Here is a 22,699-nt window from a genome sequence, read left to right on the forward strand (position 1 = left end):
ACGTCTCCTCCAACGGCGTTGTTCGGCGGACCGCGCCACGCGGCGGTCCGGGGCGACGGCTCGCACTAGCAGGTCGGGTCGTCCCGGCGGTACAGGACGCCCTCGCTCCACACCAGGTCGAGCTGGCCCCACCGCATCGCCGAGGCGGCGTCGGGGAAGAAGCTGCGGCCGTTGTAGTTCGCGCTCGTGTTGCACAGCACCGCAATGCCGCTGCACCGGTGGTACTCGCGGAGGATGGCGTGCAGGTTGGGGTCGTCGTCCGCGTTCACGGTCTGCAGCCGGGCGGTGCCGTCCAGGTGCATGACGGCCGGCACCCGGTCGACCCACTCGGGGCGCACGACGTGCTCGAAGAGCATGTGCGGGTCGCGGGTGCCCGGGTCGAAGATGGCGGGCGCGTGCTCCTCCAGGCAGATCGGCGCGACCGGCCGGTAGTGCTCCCGGCCCTTCACGTCGTTGAGCAGCTTCTTCATCGAGGCCTCCGTGGCCGGGGCGATGATGCTGCGCCCGCCGAGCGCCCGGGGCCCCAGCTCCGCGCGGCCGTTGAGCACGACGGCGGGCCGGCCCGTGGCGTGCAGCATCCGGGCCAGCTCCTCGGGCGAGCACGGCGACATGCTCCACCCCGCCGGCACCCCCGGCGTGGGCTCCAGGTCCGGCCCGAGCCGGGTGCCCCACTCGATCGGCCGAAGCCCCTCGCCGCCGGCCGCGGCGAGGCAGGCGGTGCCGATCGCGACCCCCGAGTCGTCCGGGAACGGCGGCACCCACATCTCCTTGATCATCGGGTGCGCCCGCAGCGCGCTGTTCCACTTGATGTTCAGCGCGCAGCCCCCGGCGAAGCACAGGTTCCACGGGCCGCCGCCCTTCCACGCCCGGATCTTCGCGGTCACCCGCTCCAGCAGCAGCTCCTCCAGGAACGCGTGGACGCTGGCCAGCACGTCCTCGTCGGACACGCCCGCGCCGGCCGTGCGCCGCTGGACCGCCGACATGAACTCGTGCACGAAGGAGTGCGACTTCTCGCCCGTGCTGCCGCAGCCGATGATGGTGCGGCGGTAGGCGCGCACCCGCGGCGAGCCGGCCTCGAAGTGCTCGAAGAACTCCTCGCGGAAGATCGACTTGATCTCCTCCCGGGCCGTGCCCAGGGCGATGTACGCCATCATCTTCCCGGCGACCGAGAGGTCATCGACGTGGGTCGACTTGTTCGGCCGCTTGAAGGGTCCCCAGTACTGCGAGGCCATGGAGTACGAGTGGCCGATGAGCGGGAACGCCTCGCCGCCGGCCTCGATGCGCCCGTCGGCGTCGACGCAGTACAGCCGCGGGAAGCAGCCGCCGTCCCACACCAGCACCATGGACGGCTCGCCGCGCCGGGCGAACGGGCTGGAGCAGTAGGCGGAGGCGAGGTGGCCGGCCACGTGGACGTAGCTGACGTAGTCCAGGCCCTTGCCGCCGATGACGATCTGGCCGGTGAGGCCGGGGCGGCCCGGGTCGGGCACCGCCTCGGTCTCCCGGTACGGGGCGACGAGGACCTCGGTCGGCACGCCGCCGCTGAGCAGCGACACGCGGCCGTGCCGCGCGCCGTCCCAGCCGTCCACCGCCCACGTGGCGACGTCGCCGAGCTGGTAGCCGAACCGGCCCATGATCGCGGCCAGGTCGTCCAGTTCGTCGACGTTGCTGTACCGGGCGCCGTTGCCGATCTTCTGCATCTCGATGTTGAACGCGAGGCGGTCGCCGTCGAGCAGCGCGATGCCGCCGCTCTGGGTGAGCTTGAGGCCAGCGGTGATCATGAGTTCGCATCTCCCCTGTGTCCGTTGTCGGGGTGTGCCTGAGGGGCCGTCGGGTGGTGCAGCAGGTCGGCCAGCGGTCGCCGGCCGTCGGCGACCATGGCGTCGAGCAGGTTGCGGTAGTCCGGCGGGATGCTTTCCAGCAGCTCCGGGGCGACGACGTCCACCGCGATGTCGAAGTCGCACCGCACGCCGTCCGCGCCGTCCACGATGTTCAGCGCCAGCGGATGGCCGGTGCGCGCGATCGGCAGCGGGTCGGCCTCCGCCACCGCGAGCCCGTCCACGGCCGGCACCGCGACCTGGCGGTAGAACGAGATCGACGTGGTGAACAGCTCGTCGCGCAGCCCCGCGCCCGGCCCGCCCGACTCCGCGATGAGGTCCGCGAACGGGTGGTCCTGGGTCTCCAGCCCGGTCACCAGCTGCTCGAGGACCTCGGCCACGTAGTCGGCGACCCGGATGCCCGCCGATCGCCGCAGCCGCAGCGGGAGCAGGTTGGAGCAGTACCCGACCACCAGGTCGAGCTCCGGCGACCGCCGGGCGGCGGCGACCGGAACGACGACGTCGTCACGCCCGGTCAGCCGATGCAGCAGCGCGCCCCAGGCCGCGACGAGGTAGGCGAACACGGTCACGCCCTCCTCCCGGGCGGCCTCGCGCATCCTGTCGCGAAACGCGGCGTCGAGCCGGACGCTGTGCCGCACCGCCCGGAAGGGGTAGCCCGCCGGCCCGCCCGACGACGGCAGCTCGACCGGCGGCGCCTCCTTGAGCAGGGACCGCCAGTAGTCGCGGTGCGCCGCGGCGCCCGGCCCGGCGGCGACCCGGTGGTGCCACGCGACGTAGTCGCGGAACTGCGCGGCCGGCGGCAGTTGGGCGTCCGCGCCGCGGCGTCCGGCGTTGTACAGCTCGACGAGGTCGCCGACGATGGTGCTGAACGACCAGCCGTCCACCGCCGCGTGGTGCACCGACAGCAGCAGCTGGTGCCGGCGCGGGGCGACCCGCACCACCGCGGCGCGGAAGACCGGACCGCCGGCCAGGGCGAGCGGCCGCTCGGCCCACTCGCGCCGGAACCGCTCGAGCTCCTCCGCGTCGGCGCAGGCGTGCTCGACCAGCACGCCCGGCGTCGCCTCGGCCGCGGGGTGGACGACGAGCGTCTCGCCGTCCACCCCGAGCGTGCTGCGCAGCGCCTCGTGCCGCGCGACCACGCCGTGCACGGCCGCGCGCAGCGCGTCGCGGTCCAGCTCGCCGTCGAGCCAGAAGCCGATGGACATCTCGTAGGCGGCGACGCCGCCCTCGTCGAGAGCCGCCAGCTGCCGCTGCGCGAGGGTGCTGCGCGGCGGCGCCGGGCGGGTGCCGGACCGGCCCGTGCGGCGGTCGCCGAGCATTCCGTGGGACCGCAGCTCGGCGACGGAGTCCCGGACGGCCGCGCGGATGTGCGCCAGGTCCTCCGGCCGGTGGGCGGTGGACAGGAAGAAGTTGCGCAGCTCCCAGACGAACACCCCGCGGTCGAGCAGGTTGAAGTAGAAGGGGTCCATGTTCTGCTCGTGCTCGAAGCGGAACAGCGACGAGAACCGGCGGACCTCGATCGGCACGTCGAGCTCGCGGAAGTCGGCGTTGAGGTCGTCCACGAAGGCCTCGGTCGTGCGGTCGAGGTCGCGCTGCAGGGCCGGCCCGGCCGCGCGGAGGTGGTCGAGCACCGCTTTGGCCGCCACCATCGACATCGGGTGCTGGTTGAACGTCCCGCCGAAGAACGTCGACTCGACCGTCGGGCCGGAGTCGTCGCCGAAGTGCCAGACGCCGCCGTCGATGGGGTCCATCACCCCGCCGCGGCCGGCGATCACGCCGAGCGGCAGGCCGCCACCGATGATCTTGCCGTAGGTGGCCAGGTCGGCCTCGATGCCGTACAGGCCCTGCACGCCGGCCGGGTGGCAGCGGAAGCCGGTCACCATCTCGTCGAAGATGAGCTTCGTGCCGTGCTCCCGGGTGATCTCCCGGACGCGCCGCAGGAACTCGGGGTTCTGCACGCCCGGCGTGCGCAGCGTCACCGGCTCGGTCATCACCGCCGCCAGCTGCGGGCCGTGCCGGTGGATGAAGTCGAGGGCCTCGTCGGTGCCGAACTCCAGCACGTACACGTTCTCCACCGCGCGCGGCGAGACGCCCGGCGCCAGCGGCCGCGTGCCGAACACGCCGTTCTCGTGGGAGGGCACGGCGAGCACGCCGTCGGAGTGGCCGTGGTACGCCGTGGAGAACACCACGATCTTGTCGCGCCCGGTGGCCGCGCGCGCCAGGCGCACCGCCGTCATGACCGCCTCGGTCCCGGTGTTGAGGAAGGCGACCCGCTCCATGCCGGTGAGCTCCAGCACGGCGGCCGCGACGTCCTCGACCAGCCGGGTGCGCGGCCCGAGGCTGAAGCCGACGTCCAGCCGCTCGCGCAGCGCGTCCGTGACGAACGGCGGGTTGTGCCCCAGCAGGTGCACGCCGTAGCCGAGGGTCAGGTCAACGTACTCATTACCGTCGATGTCCCACAGCCGCGCGCCGCGGCCGCGCTCGGCGACGATCGGGTACAGCATCTCCTTGGTCGCGGGCCGGAACCCCAGCGTGGAGCGGCTGTCGGCCACCATCGGGCGGAATCGCTGGGCGAACGCCTTGGAGCCCTTCGTGCGGGCGCCGAACCGGTCGGCCAGGGCCCGCAGATAGCGGGTGCGCTGCGCCGTCTCCTCGGGGTCGGCCGCGGCCCGGCGCATGCCCGGCGCGAGCGGCACCACCGACCGCGTCGGGGCCGGCGTCGCGGCCGGCGGCACCACGGCCGACGGGACCACTGCCGACGGGACCACGGCCGGCGCGCCGCCCAGCACCTCGAGCTGCCGTCGCATGACAAGCAGCTGCTCCCGGATCAGCTCCTGCACCGCTGCCGTCACGGTGGCCGGCACCGGCGCCGCGACGGAGGGCGCCGCCACCAGCGGATCGGGCGCGACGACGGGAGCCGGAGACGCGCCCGGCAGCTTCTCGGCCGGCGCGTGCGCGGCGAGGTAGGCGGCCATCTCGGCCGGCGTCTGCACCTCGCCGAAGAGCTGCCGCAGGGTGACCTTGCACCCGTACCGGTCCTCCACCAGCCGCAGCAGGCCGAGCAGCGCCATCGAGTCGGCGCCGAGCTCGGTGAACGCGACGTCTGGGTCCAGCCGGTCGGGCGGGATGTCGAAGTAGCCGCCGACGATGGCGGCGATGCCTGGCAGTAGTGGCTCCACGCTGTTCTCCTCGTGCTCGGCGCCCGGATGGCGGCGCATCAGGCGGTCACCGTCGGGTCCAGGCGCGCCGCCAGGCGGTCGATGGTGGGGTTGGCCAGCAGCTCCCGCGCCGTCAGCGGCAGCGCGAGCTCCTGCTCGATCCGCCGCGCGAGGCGGACCGCGAGCAGCTCGTCGCCGCCGAGGTCGAAGAGGCTCAGGTCGTAGCGGTCGACGTCGGTACGCAGCACCTCGGACCACAGCCGGGCCAGCGTCCGGCGCAGCCCGGCGCCCGCCGCGGGGCGCCGGTCGCCGGCCGCGGCCGCCAGCCGGCGCAGCCCAGCGTGCAGGACGAGGTCGAGGGCTTCGGTCCATGGCGGCTCCGGCCGATCGAGCCCGACGTCCCGGTCTGCGTCGGTTCCCGCGGGCGGGTCGAACGACCAGAGGTGCACGACCCGCCCGGGCACGAACCCGGCCGCCGCGAGCGCAGCCGACAGCCGCTCGCGGTCGCCCGCCTCCGCCGGGTCGACGACGAAGGAGTCGGCGTCGACCCGCTCGAACCGGCGACCGGCGCGCACCACACACACGGCGGCGCCGCCCTCGCGCAGCGCCCCGGCGAGGGCGTCGCCGGCCCCGCCGGCGTCGGCGAACAGCAGCCACGGCCCGTCCGCCCGCGCGGCGGCCCCGCCCGGGACGGCCGGGGCGCCGGGCGCATCGGGCCGCAAGGTGGGCCCCCGCAGCGGGTGGGTCGGCAGGGGCACCCGCCGGGGCCGCCCGCCCGACCACGCCGACCAGTCCACCGGCACGCCCTCGACCCACAGCCGGGCCGCAGCGGCCAGCAGGCCGGCCACCGTCGGCGGGGCCGGCACCGGGTCGAATCCGGCACCGGCCGGCGCCGCCCCGACGGCCAGCACGGCCGCGCCCGCGCCCGCGAACGCCTCGGCGAGCCGGTCGCCCACCCAGACGTCCCGCGTCCAGTGCCGCGGATCGAGCACCCGCGCCGCGGGCAGCTCGCCGCCGGTGACGGCCGACAGGATGGGCATCCGCGGCGCCCGCGGCCGCACCGCGGGCGGCCGGTCGAGCCGTCCGGCCCTCCAGGACAGCAGGGCCGCCGCCGCGGACGGGTCGAGGGCGCCGGCGACGCAGGCCGCGAGGACCTCGCCGGCCCCCGCTCCCCCGACCGCCGCCGGCCGCACGCCGGACTCCGTCCACAGCGCCGCCAGGACCTGCGCGGCGGTCACCGCGGCCGCCGAGGGATCGTCGGCCACACCGGCGCCGGCGGTGCAGCGGTCGACGAGGTCCGCGACCGCGGGCAGGCGCCCGGCCAGGGCCCGCAGCTCCTCGGCCCCCGTCGCGCCGAAGAGCAACGACACGGCCGGGGCGGACGGCGCCGGCGCGACCGGACGGCCGGCCAGGGCTCGCAGCCCGGCCACCGCGCCGGCGTGGTCGTCGGCGACGACCGCGTGGCGGTGGGCGAAGACGCGCCGGCCCGCCCGCAGGGTGTACGCCGCGTCGGCCAGACCGGGCGCGTCGGCCCCCGCCAGCTCGTCGGCCACCCGGCGGGCCAGCTCCCGCAGCGCCGCGTCGCTCTTGGCGCTCACCGCGAGCAGCCACGGGCCGTCGGCCGGCGCCGGGGCGGCGGGCGCCGGAGGTGCCTCCTCGAGCACGACGTGCGCGTTGGTGCCGCCGATGCCGAACGAGCTCACGCCGGCCCGCCGCGGGGTGGGCCCCGCCGCCCAGGGCATCGGGGCGGTGTTGACGAAGAACGGGCTGTCGTCCAGGTCGATCTCGGGGTTGGGCCGGGCGAAGGTCGGGTGGCCGGGGATCTCCCGGTGCTGCAACGCCAGCACCGCCTTGATGAGCCCGGTGACGCCCGCCGCGGCGGCGAGGTGCCCGACGTTGGCCTTGACCGAGCCCAGGGCACACTCCCGCCGCCCCGGCCGCGCGCCGCCCGCGACGAAGGCCTCGCGCAGCGCGGCGAACTCGACGGGGTCGCCGAGCGTGGTCGCGGTGCCGTGGGCCTCGACGTAGGTGATGGTGTCGGCGCCCACCTCGGCCACCGCCTGCGCCTCCGCGATCACCGCCCGCTGGCCGGCGGTACTGGGGGCCGTGTAGCCGATCTTGTCCGAGCCGTCGTTGTTGATCGCCGAGCCCTTCACCACGGCCAGCACCCGGTCGCCGTCCGCGATCGCCTCGGCCAGCCGCTTCAGGGCGACCAGGCCGACCCCGTCGCCGAACGTCGTGCCGGCCCCCGCGGCGTCGAACGGGCGGCACCGCCCGTCCGGGGACAGGATCATCCCCTCGCTGAACGTGTAGCCGGGGTACGGGTTGGCGATCACCGAGACGCCGCCGGCCAGGGCGATGTCGCACTCGCCGGTGACGAGGCTCTGCACGGCCAGGTGTACCGCCACGAGCGACGTCGAGCACGCGGTCTGCACGTTGACGCTCGGCCCCCGCAGCCCGAGCTTGTAGGAGATCCGGGTGGTCAGGTAGTCCTTGTCGTTGGCGATCATGATTTCGGTACCGTCGTAGCCGAGCGGATCGCAGTGGCGGCCCAGCAGGTTGGGCAGGTACGTGTTCATCGACGCGCCGGCGAACACCCCGACGGCCTGCTCGCCCGCCGCGCCGGCGTAGCCGATCGTCTCGAGCAGCTCCGAGGCGACCTCCAGCAGGATCCGCTGCTGGGGATCGAGCAGCATCGCCTCACGCCGGGTGTAGCCGAAGAACTCGTGGTCGAAGCGGAACGCGTCGGGCAGGACCGCCGCGCGCCTGACATAGGCCGGGTCGCGCAGCACCCGCGGGGGCGCCCCGGCCGCCGCGAGCTCGGCGTCGGTGAACGTGGTCAGCAGGTCGTCGCCGGCCCGCAGCCGGCTCCAGAGGGTGGCCACGTCGGGGGCGCCGGGGAACCGGCCGCACATCCCGATCACGGCGATGTCGTTGGGCCGGATCGGCGCCGCGGCCTCGGTCGCGTCAGGCATCCCGGCCTCCGTCGCCGTCCACGCGCTGACGCCCCCGCGCCCGCAGCCGCGCGCCGCGCGCCGTGCCGTCCGCCAGCTGCAACCGCCGGCTCGAGGCGCGCCCCCGGCCCGGGCCCTCGCCGGCCGGCGCGGCGGCCTGGCCGATCCGCCGGGCCAGGCTCGTCACGGTCGGGTAGCGGAACAGGTCGGGCACGGTCAGCGGGCGGTCCGCGGCCTCGTCGGTGAGCAGCTGATGGACCTGCATGAGCAGCATCGAGTTGCCGCCGAGGTCGAAGAAGTTGTCGTCGGGGCCGATGGCCTCGCGGCCGAGCACCTGCCGCCAGACCGCCGTCACCCGCCGCTCGTGCGCGCCGAGGCCGGTCGGCGCGGGCTCGTCGGCCGGAGCCGCCGCGTCCGCGAGGGCGTCGCCGGCCGGGTCGCCCGCGCCGACCGCGTCGCCGACGCGGCCGGAGTCGCCCACGGCCGGCAGCGGCAGGTCGTCCGCGCGGCGCCGCGGATTCGCCACCGCCGCCCCGAGCAGGGTCAGGTAGCACCGGATGACCTGCCGGGCCGCCGCGGACGGGAAGACCGACGTGCGGTGCTTGAGCACCGCGACGAGCCGGTCACCGTCGTGGACGACCTCCAGCACGAGCTCCAGCTGGTCGTCCTGCTGCGCGAGGCGGAACGGCACCGCGGTCAGCCCGGCCCAGGCGACCGGGGTCGCGCCCTCGTCGGCCACGTACAGGCCGGCGTGCGCCGGGTACCGATGCGGCTGCTGGTAGCTGAACATCGCCTGGAAGATGGGGTTGCGCCCGTCGCGGCGCGGCGGGCTGAGCTCCCTGACGAGCCGCTCGAACGGGTAGTCCTGGTGCTCCAGCGCCTCCGCGACCGTGCGGCGGGACCGCTCGAGCAGCTCCCCGAACGACGCCGCGCCGTCCAGCTCGGCCCGCAGCACCACCGGGTTGACGAAGTTGCCGACGCTCTCGGCCAGCGCCGGGTCGGTCCGGCCGGCGACCGGGGTCCCGATCAGCACGTCGCGCCGGCCGGTGTACCGCCCGATGAGGATCTGGAAGGCCGTCAACAGCACGACGTACGGCGTCGAGCCCGCCTCCCGCGCCAGCGCGAACACGTCGCGCGCGAGGGCGTCGGGGAACGCGAACACGATCGAGGCGCCCCCGTCGGCGTCGGCCGGGTCGGGCTCGAAGCGCGGCCACGCGGTCGGCTCCAGGCGGCCGGCGAGCCGCCCGTGCCAGTACGCGCGGGCCCGTTCGCCCCTCGCCGTGGCGATGAGGTCGCGCTGGTACGTGACGAAGTCGGTGTACGGCGCGTTGCGGGCGGGCAGGTTCGCCGGGCGCCGCTCGGACTCGGCGCGGTACAGCTGCTCCAGCTCGGCCAGCATGAGCCCGAGCGACCAGAAGTCGCACACGATGTGGTGCACGCTCAACAGCACGACCGCCGCACCCGGTGCGGTGCGGTAGACCCGCGCCCGGATCGGCGGACCGCTCATGAGGTCGAACGGCTCCCGATGGTCGTCGCGCACCGTCTCGGCGAGCCGCTCGTCGCCCCAGTCCCCGGCGTCGGTCTCGGCGAAGCCGGGTTCGAGCCAGCCGTGCACGCTCTGCCGGCCCTCGACGGCCCCGGCGCCCGGCGTGCCGACGCGCCCGAAGGTGGTGCGCAGCGCCGCGTGCCGGCCGACGAGGGAGCGCAGCGCGCCGTGGAACGCGGCGGCGTCGAAGCCGCCGGTGAACCGGGCGGTGAAGGCGACGTTGTACGCCGCGTTCGCCGGGTCCGTCTGGTGCAGGATCAGCAGCGAACGCTGCGCGGGCGACAGCGGGTGCTCGGCGCGCGCCTCGGCGGCCCGCGACCGCAGCACCGCCTCCAGTCGTTTGCGGACGTCGTACTCGCTCACAGCATCATCCCTCGGTCGATCCGGCCGTGCCCTGCTCGGCCAGCCACGGCAGCAGCGCGTCGAGCTGGTCCGGCGTCAACGTGTCGAGCGAGGCCAGCAGCCGCTCCGCCTCCTGCGGCGAGAACGGCTCGGCCTCGGGCCGCGACGGCGCCCCCGTCGACGCCCCGGTCGACGCCGCCGCGGGCGCCGCGGCCGGCGCCTCGCGCGACAGCCGGTCGAGCAGCTCGTCGACGAGCGCCCCCAGGTCCTTGCCCTCCAGCAGGCCGGTGAGCGGCAGGTCGACGTCCAGGTCGCGGAAGATCTGGCCCCGGACCTCCACCGCGACCAGCGAGTCCAGCCCGGCCGCCTGCAGCTGCAGGTCCTCGCCGATGTCGGCCACCGGTCGGGCGAGCCGGGCGGCGAGCATGACCCGCACGTACCGCAGCACCAGGCCGCGGCGGGCCCCGGCCGCGGCGCCGGGCCAGTCGCTCCGCAGCCGCCGCAGCGGCTCGGAGCCGTCCGGGGCGACGGCCCCCGGCTGCTCGTCGGCGTCGACGGCCGGCCCGCCGCGGTGGCGGGCGCGGTAGCGGGACCAGTCGACGCGGAAGACGCCGTACCGTCCGCCGGGCCCGGCCATGAGCCGGTCGAGCGCAGCGAGGGCCGGATCCGGCTCCAGCGGGGCGAATCCGGCGTCGCGCATCCTGGCCCGCAGGCGCGGGCTCAGCCCGGCCGCCATGCCGGCCGACCACGGCCCCCAGCCGACGCTCAGGGCGGGCAGCCCGCGCCCGCGCCGGTGGTGCGCGAGCCCGTCGAGGAACGCGTTGCCCGCCGCGTAGTGGGCCTGGCCGGGGGCACCGAGCAAGGCGGCCGTCGAGGAGTACAGGATGAAGTGCTCGAGCTCGATGCCCTCCGTGGCGCGGTGCAGGTTCCAGGCGCCCGCCACCTTCGGGCCGAGCACCGCCGCGAACCGGTCCCAGCTCAGCTGGGACAGCACCGCGTCGTCGAGCACCCCGGCCGCGTGCACGATGCCCCGCAGCCCGCCCCACTCGTGCTGCGCGCGCCCGACCAGCGCGTCGACCGCGGCCCGGTCGGTCACGTCCAGCCCGGCCCGGATCACCTCCAGGCCCGGGTGCTCGAACGCGCCGGCCGGGTCGTCGGCCCGGCGCGACGCGAGCACGACGCGGCGCACGCCCCGCCCGGCCAGCCACGCGGCGGTACGCCGGCCGAGCGCCCCGGTCCCGCCGGTGATGAGGTAGCAGCCGTCGCCGCCGGCCCGGACCGTCGGTGCCGCCGGCACCGACGCCGGACGCAGCACGCAGCGGTAGATCCGGCCGTTGCGGATCGCGGCCTCGGCGCCGAGCGCGTCGGGGAGCCGGCGTAGCGATCCCGCGGGGTCGCGGGGGTCCAGGTCGAGCAGCCGCACGCCCAGCTGCGGCGACTCCAGCGCCGCGCTGCGGCCGAGCCCCCAGAGCATGGCGCCGTGGGGATCGTCGACCTCGGCGGCGTCGTGCACGGCGACGGCACCGCGGGTCAGCAGGACCACCGCGTTCGGCGTCCGGCCCCCGCGCTCGGCGGCCTGCACGAGCGCCGGCACGAACCCGCAAGCGGCCCGCACGTCCCGGCCGTCATAGCCGTGCTGGCTTCCGGGGCCGTTCTGGCTTCCGGGGCCGTCCGGGCTTTCGGGGCCGTCCAGACCCAGGCAGCTCAGGACGCCCGTCGGGGCCGTCTCGTGCAGCAGCCGCGCCAGGTCGCCGGCGTCGGCCGGATCGAGCTCGTAGCGGCCGTCGTCGCGGCGGGCGAAGCCCGCTCCGGCCTCCGCGACCGCGCACCGGTGCCCGGCGGCCTCCAGCGCCGCGACGGCGGGCCGCCAGAGCCCCCGGCGGTCCGCGAGCACGATCCACGCGGCGCCGCCGGCCGTCGCCGGACCGGGCGCCGGGGCCGGCTCCCACGCCTCGGCGTAGATCTGCGGCTCGGCGCCGGGGCGGGCCGGGCCGTCGGGGGCGGCCGCGCCCAGGCGCACCGCCCGCAGCTCGAGGCCGACGAGGTCGAGCAGCGGATTGCCCTGCTCGTCGGTCAGCGACACGTCGGCCAGGGCCCGCGCCGCCTCGGCCGCCCGCTGCCGAACGTGAACCAGGCCGGTGCGCGCCGCGCCGCGCGGCGCGTGGAGCACGGCGCGGTGGATGCGAAACGGCAGCAGCACCCCGTCGGTCGGCGCGGACCGGGCGACCCGGGCCGCGATCGCCACCTGCACGCAGGCGTCGAGCAGCGCCATCGTGTGCTCGCGCGGCGAGCGGGCCGCGAGGTCGACGCTGCCGGTGGTGTCCACGCCGTTCAGGCGGAGCCGCGTGATCCACCGGAACGCCGGGCCGAACCGGAACCCGGCCGCCTCGAACAGTGCGTAGAGCTCGTCGGGGGTGACGGCCCGGCCGCCATGGTCTGCGGGCGGCGCCGTCCACGACGCCGGCGGGGCGTCGACCGGCCGGATCCGCCCCTCCGCCTGGACCTGCCAGGAGCCGTCGGCGAACGGGTCCTCCGCGCGGGCCAGGCCGAGCGCCTGGGCGACGAGCCCGCGCTCGCCGTCCGGGGTGAGCACCAGCTGCACCCGGCTCTCGGCCTCGCCGACCACCAGGGCCCGCGGGAACACCAGGTCCTCGACGACCGCGTCCGCCCCGGCGCCGGCCGCCTCGATCAGGCACGCCGTGTGGTACGCGCCCGGCACGACGAGGCGGCCGGAGATCTCGTGGTCGGCGAGCGGGCGCGGTGACCGCGCGCTCACCGTGGTCTCGTAGCGCCGCTGCGGGGACTGCGGCAGCGGCAGCCGGCGCAGCTCCGGCGGCTCCTGCGCCGGCGGCGCGGCCGGCGCCGGGGCGATCCAGTGCCGGGTGCGGGCGAAGGGGTAGCGCGGGGCGGACGCCTTGGCGGGGCGGAACGGCGCGTAGTACGCCGCCCAGTCCACCGCCAGCCCGGCGCGCGCCAGGCGGGCCAGGTGGGCCAGCACGGTGTCGGTGTCCGGAATGCGGGCGGACAGGCCCGGCAGCCAGAGCACGTCGCCGTCGGACTGCGCGCGGCCCGCGGCGCTCAGCGTCCGGCCCGGGCCCACCTCGAGCAGGACCGTGCAGCCCGCGGCCAGGAGCTCGCCCACGCCGTCGGCGAACCTGACCGGCGCGGTGAGCTGGCGCCCCCAGTAGTGCGCGTCGAGCTCGTCCGCGCCCGCCCGGGCGCCGGTGAGGTTGAGCGCCAGCGGCACGGCCGGCGCCCGGTGGGCGATCCGGCCCGCCGCCGCGACGAGGGGCGCGACGACCGGGGCGACCGCGGCCGAGTGGAAGGCGTGCGTCGTGTCCAGCGGGATCGTCATCCACCCCCGCCGCTCGAACGCGCCGACCAGCTCGCGCATCGCCGCATCGGTGCCCGAGACGGTGACGCGCTGCGGCGCGTTGTACGCGGCGACCGCCGCCGCGTCGCCGTGCGCCGCGACCAGGCGCTCCAGCTCCGCCACGTCGGTGCAGCCCACGGCGGTCATCCGGCCGGCGCCCGGCACGGCCGCGAACGCGCGACCGCGCGCACCGACCAGCTCGAGCCCCTCCGCCGGGTCGAACACCCCGGCCACGCAGGCCGCCGCGTATTCGCCGAGGCTGTGGCCCACGACGGCGTCCGGGCGCACCCCGAGCGACGCCCAGAGCTCGGCCAGCGCGACCTGCAGCAGGAAGATCGCCGGCTGCAGCAGCTCGGCGCGCGTCTGCGCGGCCGGGTCGGCGAAGACGTCGAGCGGGTCGACGCCGGTGATGCGGCGGAACTGCTCGGCGTGCCGGTCCACCGCGGCGCGGAACGCCGGGTGCGCGCGGTACAGCCCGACCGCCATGCCGGCGTACTCCGCGCTCTGGCCCGGGAACAGGAACCCCACCCGCGGGCGGACCGGCGCCGTCACGCCGGCGTCCGCCGCTGCGCCACCGCCGGCGAGCCACGTGTCGATGCGCTCCGCCGCCGCGGGTGCGGTGTCGGCGAGCACGCTGAGCCGGTGCCGCAGTCCGGTGCGGCCCACGTGGCTGGTGTACGCCAGGTCGCGCAGCGCCGCGCCGGGCTCCCGCAGCCGCTGCGCCCAGCGTCCGGCCAGGGTGCGCAGCGCGTCCTCGCTGCGCGCGCTGACGGTGATGAGCTCCGGGCCCGGGCGCGGCTCGGCCCGCGCGCATGGCGGCGCCTGCTCGAGGACCGCGAAGGCGTTGGTGCCGCCGATGCCGAGCGAGTTGACCGCCGCCCGGGCCGGGGTGCCGGGCATCGGCAGCGGCTCGGGGTTGACGAACAGGCCCGAGCCGTCCAGCCGCAGCCGGGGGCTGGGCGCGGTGAAGTACGGGCTGGGCGGGATCTGGCCATGGTGCAGCGCCAGGGCGGCCTTGATGAGCCCGGCGATGCCCGACGCCGCCTCCATGTGCCCGATCAATGCCTTCACCGAGCCGATGGCGCACGGCTCCTCCCGGCCGAAGAGCTGCTTCAGCGCGCCGATCTCGGCGGGGTCGCCGAGCGGCACACCGGTGCCGTGGGCCTCGACGTAGCCGATCGTGGCGGGATCGACGCCAGCGGCCGCGAGCGCCCGGCGCATGGCGGCGAGCTGGCCCGGCCGGCTCGCGGCGCCGTAGCTGGCCTTGCCGCCGCCGTCGTTGTTGATGCCCGTGCCGAGCACGGTGGCGTAGACGCGATCGCCGTCGCGCCGGGCGGCGGCGAGGGGCTTGAGCACGACCGCGCCCACCCCGCTGCCGAAGATCGTCCCCTGCGCGCCGACGTCGAAGGGCCGGCAGCGGCCGTCGGGCGAGAGGATGCCGCCGCGGCGGTACCAGTACCCGGCGGCGACGGGGAGCCGGATGTTCACCCCGCCGGCCAGCGCCGCCTCGCACTCGCCGCGCAGCAGGCTCTGGCAGGCCAGGTGCACGGCCACGAGCGAGGTCGAGCAGGCCGTCTGCACGGTGAGGCTGGGGCCGGTCAGGTTGAGCTTGTACGACACCCGGGTGGCCAGGAAGTCCTTGTCGGAGCCGAGCTGCTCCAGCGAGGCGGTCGGGTCGGCCGGCGTTCCCGCCGCGGCCAGCACCTCGGGCAGGTAGCTGGTGAGCACGCCACCGCTGCCGGCGAAGACGCCGACCGGGGAGCCGGCGCCGGCCGAGGTGCGCAGGCCCGCGTCCTCCAGCGCGTGCCAGCACGTCTCCAGGAAGATCCGGTGCTGCGGGTCCATGGCCGCGGCCTCGCGGCCGGAGATGTCGAAGAACGCCGCGTCGAACCGGTCGACGTCCTCGATCGAGGCGGTCGTGCGGACGTAGTCGGGGTCGGCGAGCCAGCGCGGGTCGACGCCGCCGCCGAGCAGCTCGTCGTCGCCGAGGTCGCGGATCGCCTCGCGGCCGGCGACGATCGCGTCCCAGAACTCGTCCACAGTGGACGCGCCCGGGAAGCGCGCGGCGATGCCGACGACGGCGATCGGGCCGTCCGGGTCGCGGATCGTCATGACGGCTCGCCGACGAGGGTGTACGCCCGCAGCAGATCGCCGACCGTGCGCACGCTCGTGATGGGCACCTCGTCGGTGAACGGGTCGGCGTCCAGCTCCAGCTCCAGGACCGCGACCAACCGGGCCAGGTGCAGCGAGGTCAGGCCGAGCTGGTCGACGAGCAGCTGGTCCTCCTCCAGCCGCTCGACCGGCCCGGCCGCCTCGTTGACGATCTCCAGCAGCACAGCCATGACCGCGTCCCGCCTGTTCATGCAGATCACACTCCCGTTCACGTTCGGGCCGGCCCGCGGCCAGGACTTCAGCAGGTGTAGCCGCCGTCGACGGCGATGGTCTGGCCGGTGATGAACGCGGCCGCCGGCGAGGTGAGGAACCGCACGACGCCGAGCACGTCCTCGACCGAGCCGAGCCGGCCCAGCGGCGTGCGGCGCACGATGCGCCGGCGCTGCTGCTCGCCGATGCCGGCGGTCATGTCGCTGTCGAAGTAGCCGGGGGCGACGCTGACCACCCGGACCCCCGCCGGGCCGGCCTCCCGGGCCAGGCTCCGCGTCAGCCCGTCGAGCGCCGCCTTCGCCGCGCCGTACACCGCGACGCCGGCCTGCCCGCGCAGCCCGTTGATCGACGACAAATTGATCACCACGCCGGACCGGCGGGCGAGCATCGGCTTGAGGCACGCCCGGGTGAGCAGCACCGGCAGCGTCAGGTTGGTCCGCAGCGCGGCGTCGATCGCCGCCGCGGACGTCAGCGTCAGCAGGCCCTCGAGCCCGACCGCGGCGTTGTTCACCAGGACGTCGATGCGGCGGTGGCGGCGCACCGCCGCCCGGACGAACCCGTCGACCGCCTCCGCGTCCGTGCCGTCGAGCGCGGACCACGACAGCAGGCCCGGCTCGGTCGCCTCGCGCAACGCGGCCAGCTCGGCGGACTCGGTCCGGCTGAAGGTCGCGACCCGGTGGCCGCGCCGCAGAAAGTCCGTCACGAGCGCCAGGCCCAGGCCGCGGCTGCCCCCGCTGACGACCGCCACCGGACGCGGCGGCTCGGGCCGGGTCACGTCGCGGCTCCCATCCGCTTGAACCGCCCGCCGTGCAGCGGCCCGTCCGAGACGGTGACCACGGCCGGCACCTTGTGCGGCGGCAGGTGCTCGGCGCAGAAGCGGCGCAGCCGGCGGCTCAGCGCCGGGCGCTCCTCCGCCTCGACGAGCTGCACCGTCGCCACGACGATCGCACCGGTGACGGCGTTCGGGCGCCCGGTCACCACGACGTCGCTGACGTTGCCCGCGCGCAGCAGGACGTTCTCGACCTCGGCGGGCGACACCTTCTCCCCGCCGACGTTGATAAGGGCCGAGAGCCGCCCGAGCACGCGAAGGGCGCCGTCCTCGGCCACCTCCACGGCGTCGCCGGTGTTGAGCCAGCCGTCGTCATCGAAGGGGCTGGGCGCGTTGAGGTACCCGAGCATGCTGCTCGGCGACCGCACCCACAGCACCCCGTCGCGCACCCGCGTGTCGAACCCGGGGCCGCCGACGTTCATCCGCAGCGAGTCGGACGCGACGGAGCGGGTGGGCAGGATGCCGGTCTCGGTGAGGCCGTAGGTCTGCTTGAACCGCACGTGCGGGAATACCTCGGCCGCATGCGCCAGCGTGACCTCGCGCATCGGCTCGGTGCCGTAGGTGATGAGCTCCAGCGAGGACAGGTCGCGGTCGCGGTACGCGCCGGACAGCAGCAGCATGTTGAGGAAGGTGGGCGTCGTCGGCAGCACCTGGACGCGGTGCCGCTCGATGGCGGCGCACGCACTCCCGGGCGTGCGGCGCGGCTCGGTGACCACGGTGCCGCCGCCGACGAGCGTGCGAAACAGCGTGTTGACGCCGCCGATGTGGTCCAGCGCCATGAACTGCAGCGTCCGGCGCGGCTGCGACGAGGCCCCGAACCCGTCGAGGAGGCGCGGCAGGGACAGCAGCGCCGCCTTGCTCTCGCCGGTCGAGCCCGACGAGAACAGCACCAGGCCGGCCTCGCCCGCCTCGGCCAGCCGCGCCAGGAGGGCCGGCCGCGGCGCGCCCGGCGCCGGGAGCGCCCGCACCGACCACGCGTCCTGGCCGTCGAACTCGACGATCCGGGTCGCGCAGGCGGTCGCGATCCGACGGGCCCGCTCCGGCGGCGGCGGGTCGGCCGGGGCGAAGGGGACCACGACGGCGCCGCGGACGGCCAGTGCGACGACGAGCGAGACCACGGCCGGCGACGCGGCGCCGACGACGGCCACGACGTCGCCCTGGGCCACCGCCCACCGATCCAGCCTCTCCAGCCATCCGGCGCTCCGCTCGGCCAGCTCGGCGTAGGTCACCGTGCCGCCGTGCCCGGCCATGGCCACGGCGCCGCCCCGCTCCCGCAGCTGCCGCGGCAGCCGATCCACCGCGTTCACGAGCCATCCCTCCTGACCAGCGCGGGCCGCGCCGCCGCCGCCGGACCGAGCCGAGCCGCGAGGTCCTCGATGGACTCCGACTCGAAGATCGACCGCATCCGCAGCTCGCAGCCCAGCACCGTGCGCACCCGGCCGATGAGCGTCATGGCGAGCAGCGAGTTGCCGCCGAGCTCGAAGAAGTTGTCGGCCGGGCCGGCGCCCGGCACCCCCACGACCTCGGCGACGATCTCGCACAGCCGTCGCTCGCGGGAGCCGGCCGGCGCCACGCCGCGGTCCGCGGCCGGCCCGGCGCCCGCCGACCGGATGCGCGACAGCGCGCCGCGGTCGAGCTTGCCGTTGGCCGTGACCGGGAATGCCTCGACGAACTCGACCCGGTCGGGCAGCAACGCGGCCGGGACGCGGCCGCGCAGGAACTGCCGGACCGCGGCGGACGTCAGCCCGTCGCGGCCGGCGCCGGGCACGACGTAGGCCACCAGGCGCGCGATGGACGTGCCGGGATCGGTCGCGACGACGGCGGCCCGGGCGATATCGGGGTGGGCGCACAGCGCGGCCTCCAGCTCGCCGGGCTCGACCCGCAGGCCGCGCACCTTCACCTGGTCGTCGATGCGGCCCCAGAACTCGAGCTGACCGTCGGGGCGCAGGCGGCCCTTGTCGCCGGTGCGGTACATGCGCTGGCCGGGGACGCCGCTGAACGGATCGGCGACGAAGCGCTCGCTGGTGTGTGCGGGCCGGCCCACGTACCCCTGGGCCACGCCGAGCCCGCCGATGCACACTTCGCCGACGAACAGCGGCGGCAGCAGCTGCCCGTGGTCGTCGACGATGTAGAGCCGGGACGTGCCGGCCGCCCGGCCGGCCACCTGCCGCCGGTGCTCGCCGATCGCGACGATGGCCGACTCGACCGTGCACTCTGTGACGCCGTAGGTGTTGAAGGCAAGCAGCCCGGGCTGGTCGCGCAGGCGCCGCCACAGCCGGTCCGACGCGCCCTCGCCGCCGATCACGACGATCCTGGGCGGGTGCGGCACGTCGAGGATGCCGGCGTCGAGGAGAACCTCGATCTGGCTGCTGCTGCCGTCGAGCACCTCGATCGCGGTGTCCGGGTCCGAGCCGCGCTCCAGCAGCCGCAGCGGGTCCGTCCGCTCCTCGTCGTCGAGCAGCAGCAGCCGGTGCCCGAAGGCCATCATGGCCAGGCAGTGGTTGATGAACACGTCGAAGGTCAGGGCGCTGAGCCCGCCGACGTTGACCTGGCGGCCCGCCGGCAGCCGCGCGTACATCGGCGCGAGCTGGGTGGTGGCGAGGGCGACCACGCCCGCCTGGTCGACGACGACGCCCTTGGGCCGCCCGGTGGAGCCCGACGTGAACACGACGTACGCCGGGGCCACGGCCGGACGGTCGACGGCGCTCGCAGGCGGCTCCCCGTGCAGCGCGGCCACGGCGACCGTGGCCGCCCCGGCGAAGGGCTCGTCCGCGATCACCAGGCCGACGCCCGCCTCCTCGACGAGCAGCCGGCGACGCGCCGGCGGCTGCTGCGGGTCCAGCAGCAGGAAGGCACCGCCCGCGCACCAGGTGGCGAGGATCGCGACGATCAGCTCGGCGCGCCGGGGCAGGCAGATGCCCACGGTCGTGCCCGCACGCACCCCGCGCGCCCGCAGGCCCGCAGCCGCCACGCGGGCCCGGCCCGCCAGCTCGGCGAAGGTGAGCCGCTCGCCCGCCGCACGCACCGCCTCCCGGTCGGGGACGCCGGCCGCGCTCCGCTCGAAGAGCTCCCAGACCGACGTGACGGCCGGTGGGGCGGTGCCGGGCGCCTCGGGGGCGCCGAGCGCCAGCGTCTCGGCCCGGGCGGCCGCATCCATGAGCGCGATGCTCGCGAGCGGGGCGCCGGGCGCCCGGCACAGCGCGGGCAGCAGGTGCGCGTAGGCCGCCGCGAACCGCCGCATGGCGGCCTCCGAGAAGCGTCGGCGGTCGAACTCGACGGCGATCGTCGTCTCGCCGGCCAGCCGCTGGATGTCCAGCGTCAGGTCGAACTGGACCCCGGGCACCTGCGCAGGGTCCGGCTCCGGCGTCACCCGAAGCCCGGGCAGCGCCCACACGTCGGCCGGGTCGACCGCCCGATAGCCGATGGCGAGCTGGAACAGCGGGTTGCGGTCGGCGTCGCGCTGCGGTGCCAGCGCGTCCACCACCGCCTCGAACGGCACGTCCTGGTAGTCGAGCGCGTCGTGGACCGCCTCGCGAACCTGATCGAGGTACTCCTCAAAGGTCAGCGTCGGCGCCGCCGGACAGCGCAGCACGACGGTGTTGGCGAAGAACCCGATGGTGCCGAAGAGCGCCGAATGCGGCCGGCCGAGCACCTGGGTGCCGACCGGGACGTCGCTCGTGCCCGCCCAGCGCTGCAGCAGCAGGCAGTACACCGCCAGCAGGCCCATGAACGGCGTGGCCGCGCGGTCGCGGCAGAACGCCTCGAACTCGGCCAGCACCGGCTGCGCCACGGCGACCGGCAGGCGCGCGCCGACGAGCCCGTCCGGGCTCGGCGAACCGTCCTCGGGCAGCCGCGCCGGCTCGATTCCGGCGAGCCGCCGGCACCAATAGTCAAGGCCCTCGCGATCCGGTTTCTGGGCCGCACGGTAATCGGCGTACTGCGCCGCCGGCACCAGCAGCTCGGGCGCATTCGGGTCGGCGTAGGCCACCCGTAGCTCCTCGGCGAACACCTGTACGGAAATGTCGTCGGTAATGAGGTGATGAAACCCGAAGACCAGCAGGTGCCGGGTGGCCGACAGCCGTATGACGCCCGCTCGCCAGAGGGGTCCCGACACGATGTCGAACGGGGCATCGATGAATCGTCGGGCCTCGGCGTCGGCCCATTCACGGCCCTCACCCTCGGCGTCGACGAACCGGATCCGGACCGCCTGGGCGGGGCCGTCGTGCACGACCTGCCGAACGTCGCCGCCGCGCTCCAGAAACGTCGCCCGCAGCGCGTCATGCCGGCCGTGCAGCACCTCCAGCGCGCGTTCGAGCCGGTCGATCGCGAGTTCTCCATCGACGACGAGGACGGTTCCCCAGACATCGGCCAGACTGCCCGGCCGCAGCAGCATCGAGGCGAAGTACATCCTTCGCTGGGCCGACGTCGCGGGGATCTCCCGCGGGCCGGGCGCGGCCGCCGGGGCAGCCGGCTTGTCCTGCCATTCCGTCTGGCGCGTTTGCGACACGAAAAACCTCCGACCGATCGGCCGTATGCAACGAGAAAGCATTCCCGCACGGCGGGACAGAGAATTACGGGCACCTATTGCTTTTGGGCAAAGAAGCCGCGATGCAGATGGCCCGGCGAACCCGGGTGGAGGCGAGCTTAACCGAACCATGACGCGTCGATGCAATACCGCCACAACGACCGGGCCGGTCCTGTCTCGCCGGCGAGACAGGACCGGCGGGACAACCGCACCCTCGGGCTATCGTCGGCCTTGCCCGCGCTCGCCGATCACCGCCGCACTGTCAGCAACTTGGGAGGATGCAACGGCGGCGCGTATCAGCGCTGGTCAGTTAGGCGTCGATGTGCGATGTGGCACGCGCGCCTGACCGGTTCCTCGCCCGCGTGGGGCGGCGGGACTGGCGAGCCGCTGTTATAGTGGCCGATCGAAAGTTATACATAACGCATCCAACGGGGGAGCGATGGGTACAGATGCAATTCATGCCAGACCAATCGGCGCGGCCATCTCGCGTGCGGTGGCCGTCAGCACTTCGGGGCAACCAATCGGGCTGGGCGTACAATTGCACAAGTCGGGCCTGCTGTTCACGTCGCGGCAGAGCCTCAACATGTGGGAGAAAATCGGCGTCGACCTGTTCTCGTTCGCGAATTCGTCGGCGTGGTGGATCGCCGACTGGCTGGTCTACGGCGAGACCACCTTTCGCGACCGCTACGGCGAGGCCGTCAAGCGCACGCCGCTGAGCTACCAGACCCTGCGCAACTACACCTGGGTCGCCCGCAAGTTCCCGCTGCCGCGCCGCCGGCAGGGCCTGAGCTTCAGCCACCACCTCGAGGTGGTGGCCCTCGACCAGCCCCAGCAGGACTACTGGCTGCGCAAGGCCGAGGAGCTGAGCTGGAGCCGCAACAAGCTGCGCACCGAGGTCCGCAGCAGCCTGCTGACCCAGCACGGCGAGGCGGCGCGCCCGCACGAGGAGCGCGGCCGGCCGGTCGGCGACCGCCCGACGCCCACGGCACTGCTGCTGCACCTGCAGCTCTCCCCCGAAGATCTGGCCAGCTTCGAGCGCGCCGCCAGCAAGGAGAGCGCGCCGCTGGAGACCTGGGCGGCCCGGATGCTGCGACGCGCCGCAGCATCCGGCTGAGCCGTCAGGCCGGGCGGCCGGTCAGCTCGCTGAGCGCGTCGCTGAGGTCGCCCAGCACGGGATGGCGGAAGATGACGCGGGCCGGGCGGGCGATGCCCAGCTCCTCGCTCAGGATCTGCCCGAGTCGCATCGCAACGATCGAGTTGCCCCCGATCGCGAAGAAGTCGTCGTCGATGCCGACGGTCGCGTCGCCGACGAGCCGGCGCACGCTGGCGATTACCAACGCATCCATGGGATTGCGGAATTCGTCCTCGGTCACCATGATTGCGCCACCGCCCTACCGCGCCCGCTCGCCCATTGCGGCAACCAGCGTGGCCGGCCGCATATCCGTCCAGTTGGCCGCGACGAAATCAAGGCAGTTCTTGCGCGAATCCTCGCCGTGGACCACGGTCCAGCCGGCCGGCACCGCACTGAACGCCGGCCACAATGAATGCTGATTCTCATCGTTGACGAGCACCAGATACGTGCCCTCTTCGTTCTCGAACGGATTCGTCATGGCAATCTCCTCGAATTTTGACACCGTAACCGACGGAGTCGTCATATTGTGACCGCCCGCCGCCCATCGCGGCAATTGTTGGCGCGCGCGCATTGCGTTTGTCTCGCCGGCGAGACAGGATCGGTCCGAATCTGCCGTGCACCGA

At 75.2% G+C, this 22,699-nt stretch carries 12 protein-coding genes; 1 reads left to right on the top strand and 11 read right to left on the bottom strand.

Annotated elements, in window-relative coordinates; genetic code table 11:
• Positions 1–65: 65 nt before the first annotated feature.
• Genes AC6JBM_RS23485 through AC6JBM_RS23525 form a run of 9 tightly spaced genes read right to left on the bottom strand, consistent with a single transcriptional unit; the run spans position 66 to position 20,926 of the window.
• The gene (locus tag AC6JBM_RS23485) at positions 66–1,778 is read right to left on the bottom strand and encodes a carbamoyltransferase N-terminal domain-containing protein (RefSeq protein WP_497985723.1); all 1,713 of its coding nucleotides are present in this window, start codon (positions 1,776–1,778) and stop codon (positions 66–68) included.
• A complete protein-coding gene (locus AC6JBM_RS23490) occupies positions 1,775–5,053 on the bottom strand; it encodes an aminotransferase class III-fold pyridoxal phosphate-dependent enzyme (RefSeq protein ID WP_497985724.1) in 3,279 nt (1,092 codons plus the stop codon). Before AC6JBM_RS23490 ends, AC6JBM_RS23485 begins: the two co-directional genes overlap by 4 nt.
• On the bottom strand, positions 5,053–7,968 hold the full coding sequence (locus AC6JBM_RS23495) for a type I polyketide synthase (protein WP_497985725.1): 2,916 nt from the start codon (positions 7,966–7,968) through the stop codon (positions 5,053–5,055). The genes AC6JBM_RS23490 and AC6JBM_RS23495 overlap by 1 nt, the downstream gene beginning before the upstream one ends.
• Positions 7,961–9,856, bottom strand: a complete 1,896-nt coding sequence (locus AC6JBM_RS23500; RefSeq protein WP_497985726.1) for a condensation domain-containing protein — start codon at positions 9,854–9,856, stop codon at positions 7,961–7,963. The genes AC6JBM_RS23495 and AC6JBM_RS23500 overlap by 8 nt, the downstream gene beginning before the upstream one ends.
• Before the next feature lie 4 nt (positions 9,857–9,860).
• A complete protein-coding gene (locus tag AC6JBM_RS23505; RefSeq protein ID WP_497985727.1) occupies positions 9,861–15,320 on the bottom strand; it encodes a type I polyketide synthase in 5,460 nt (1,819 codons plus the stop codon).
• The gene (locus AC6JBM_RS23510) at positions 15,317–15,571 is read right to left on the bottom strand and encodes a phosphopantetheine-binding protein (protein WP_350610410.1); all 255 of its coding nucleotides are present in this window, start codon (positions 15,569–15,571) and stop codon (positions 15,317–15,319) included. The genes AC6JBM_RS23505 and AC6JBM_RS23510 overlap by 4 nt, the downstream gene beginning before the upstream one ends.
• A 47-nt stretch (positions 15,572–15,618) precedes the next feature.
• Positions 15,619–16,365, bottom strand: coding sequence for an SDR family NAD(P)-dependent oxidoreductase (locus AC6JBM_RS23515; RefSeq protein WP_497985728.1), 747 nt, complete (start codon positions 16,363–16,365; stop codon positions 15,619–15,621).
• Complete coding sequence (locus tag AC6JBM_RS23520; protein ID WP_497985729.1) at positions 16,362–17,726, bottom strand: ANL family adenylate-forming protein; 1,365 nt, start codon at positions 17,724–17,726, stop codon at positions 16,362–16,364. The genes AC6JBM_RS23515 and AC6JBM_RS23520 overlap by 4 nt, the downstream gene beginning before the upstream one ends.
• Positions 17,723–20,926: a non-ribosomal peptide synthetase gene (locus AC6JBM_RS23525; RefSeq protein WP_497985730.1), complete on the bottom strand. Its 3,204-nt coding sequence runs from the start codon at positions 20,924–20,926 to the stop codon at positions 17,723–17,725. The genes AC6JBM_RS23520 and AC6JBM_RS23525 overlap by 4 nt, the downstream gene beginning before the upstream one ends.
• Positions 20,927–21,482: 556 nt before the next feature.
• Between AC6JBM_RS23525 and AC6JBM_RS23530 the strand changes: the two genes are divergently transcribed.
• The gene (locus AC6JBM_RS23530; RefSeq protein WP_497985731.1) at positions 21,483–22,058 is read left to right on the top strand and encodes an LmbU family transcriptional regulator; all 576 of its coding nucleotides are present in this window, start codon (positions 21,483–21,485) and stop codon (positions 22,056–22,058) included.
• Between the two features lie 4 nt (positions 22,059–22,062).
• On the opposite strand, the gene AC6JBM_RS23535 is transcribed toward AC6JBM_RS23530, so the two are convergent.
• Both AC6JBM_RS23535 and AC6JBM_RS23540 read right to left on the bottom strand, forming a co-directional pair.
• The gene (locus AC6JBM_RS23535) at positions 22,063–22,290 is read right to left on the bottom strand and encodes a phosphopantetheine-binding protein (RefSeq protein WP_497985732.1); all 228 of its coding nucleotides are present in this window, start codon (positions 22,288–22,290) and stop codon (positions 22,063–22,065) included.
• Between the two features lie 45 nt (positions 22,291–22,335).
• Positions 22,336–22,554, bottom strand: coding sequence for an MbtH family protein (locus AC6JBM_RS23540; protein ID WP_497985733.1), 219 nt, complete (start codon positions 22,552–22,554; stop codon positions 22,336–22,338).
• Positions 22,555–22,699 lie beyond the last annotated feature (145 nt).

It is taken from the genome of Dactylosporangium thailandense, from assembly GCF_059739745.1.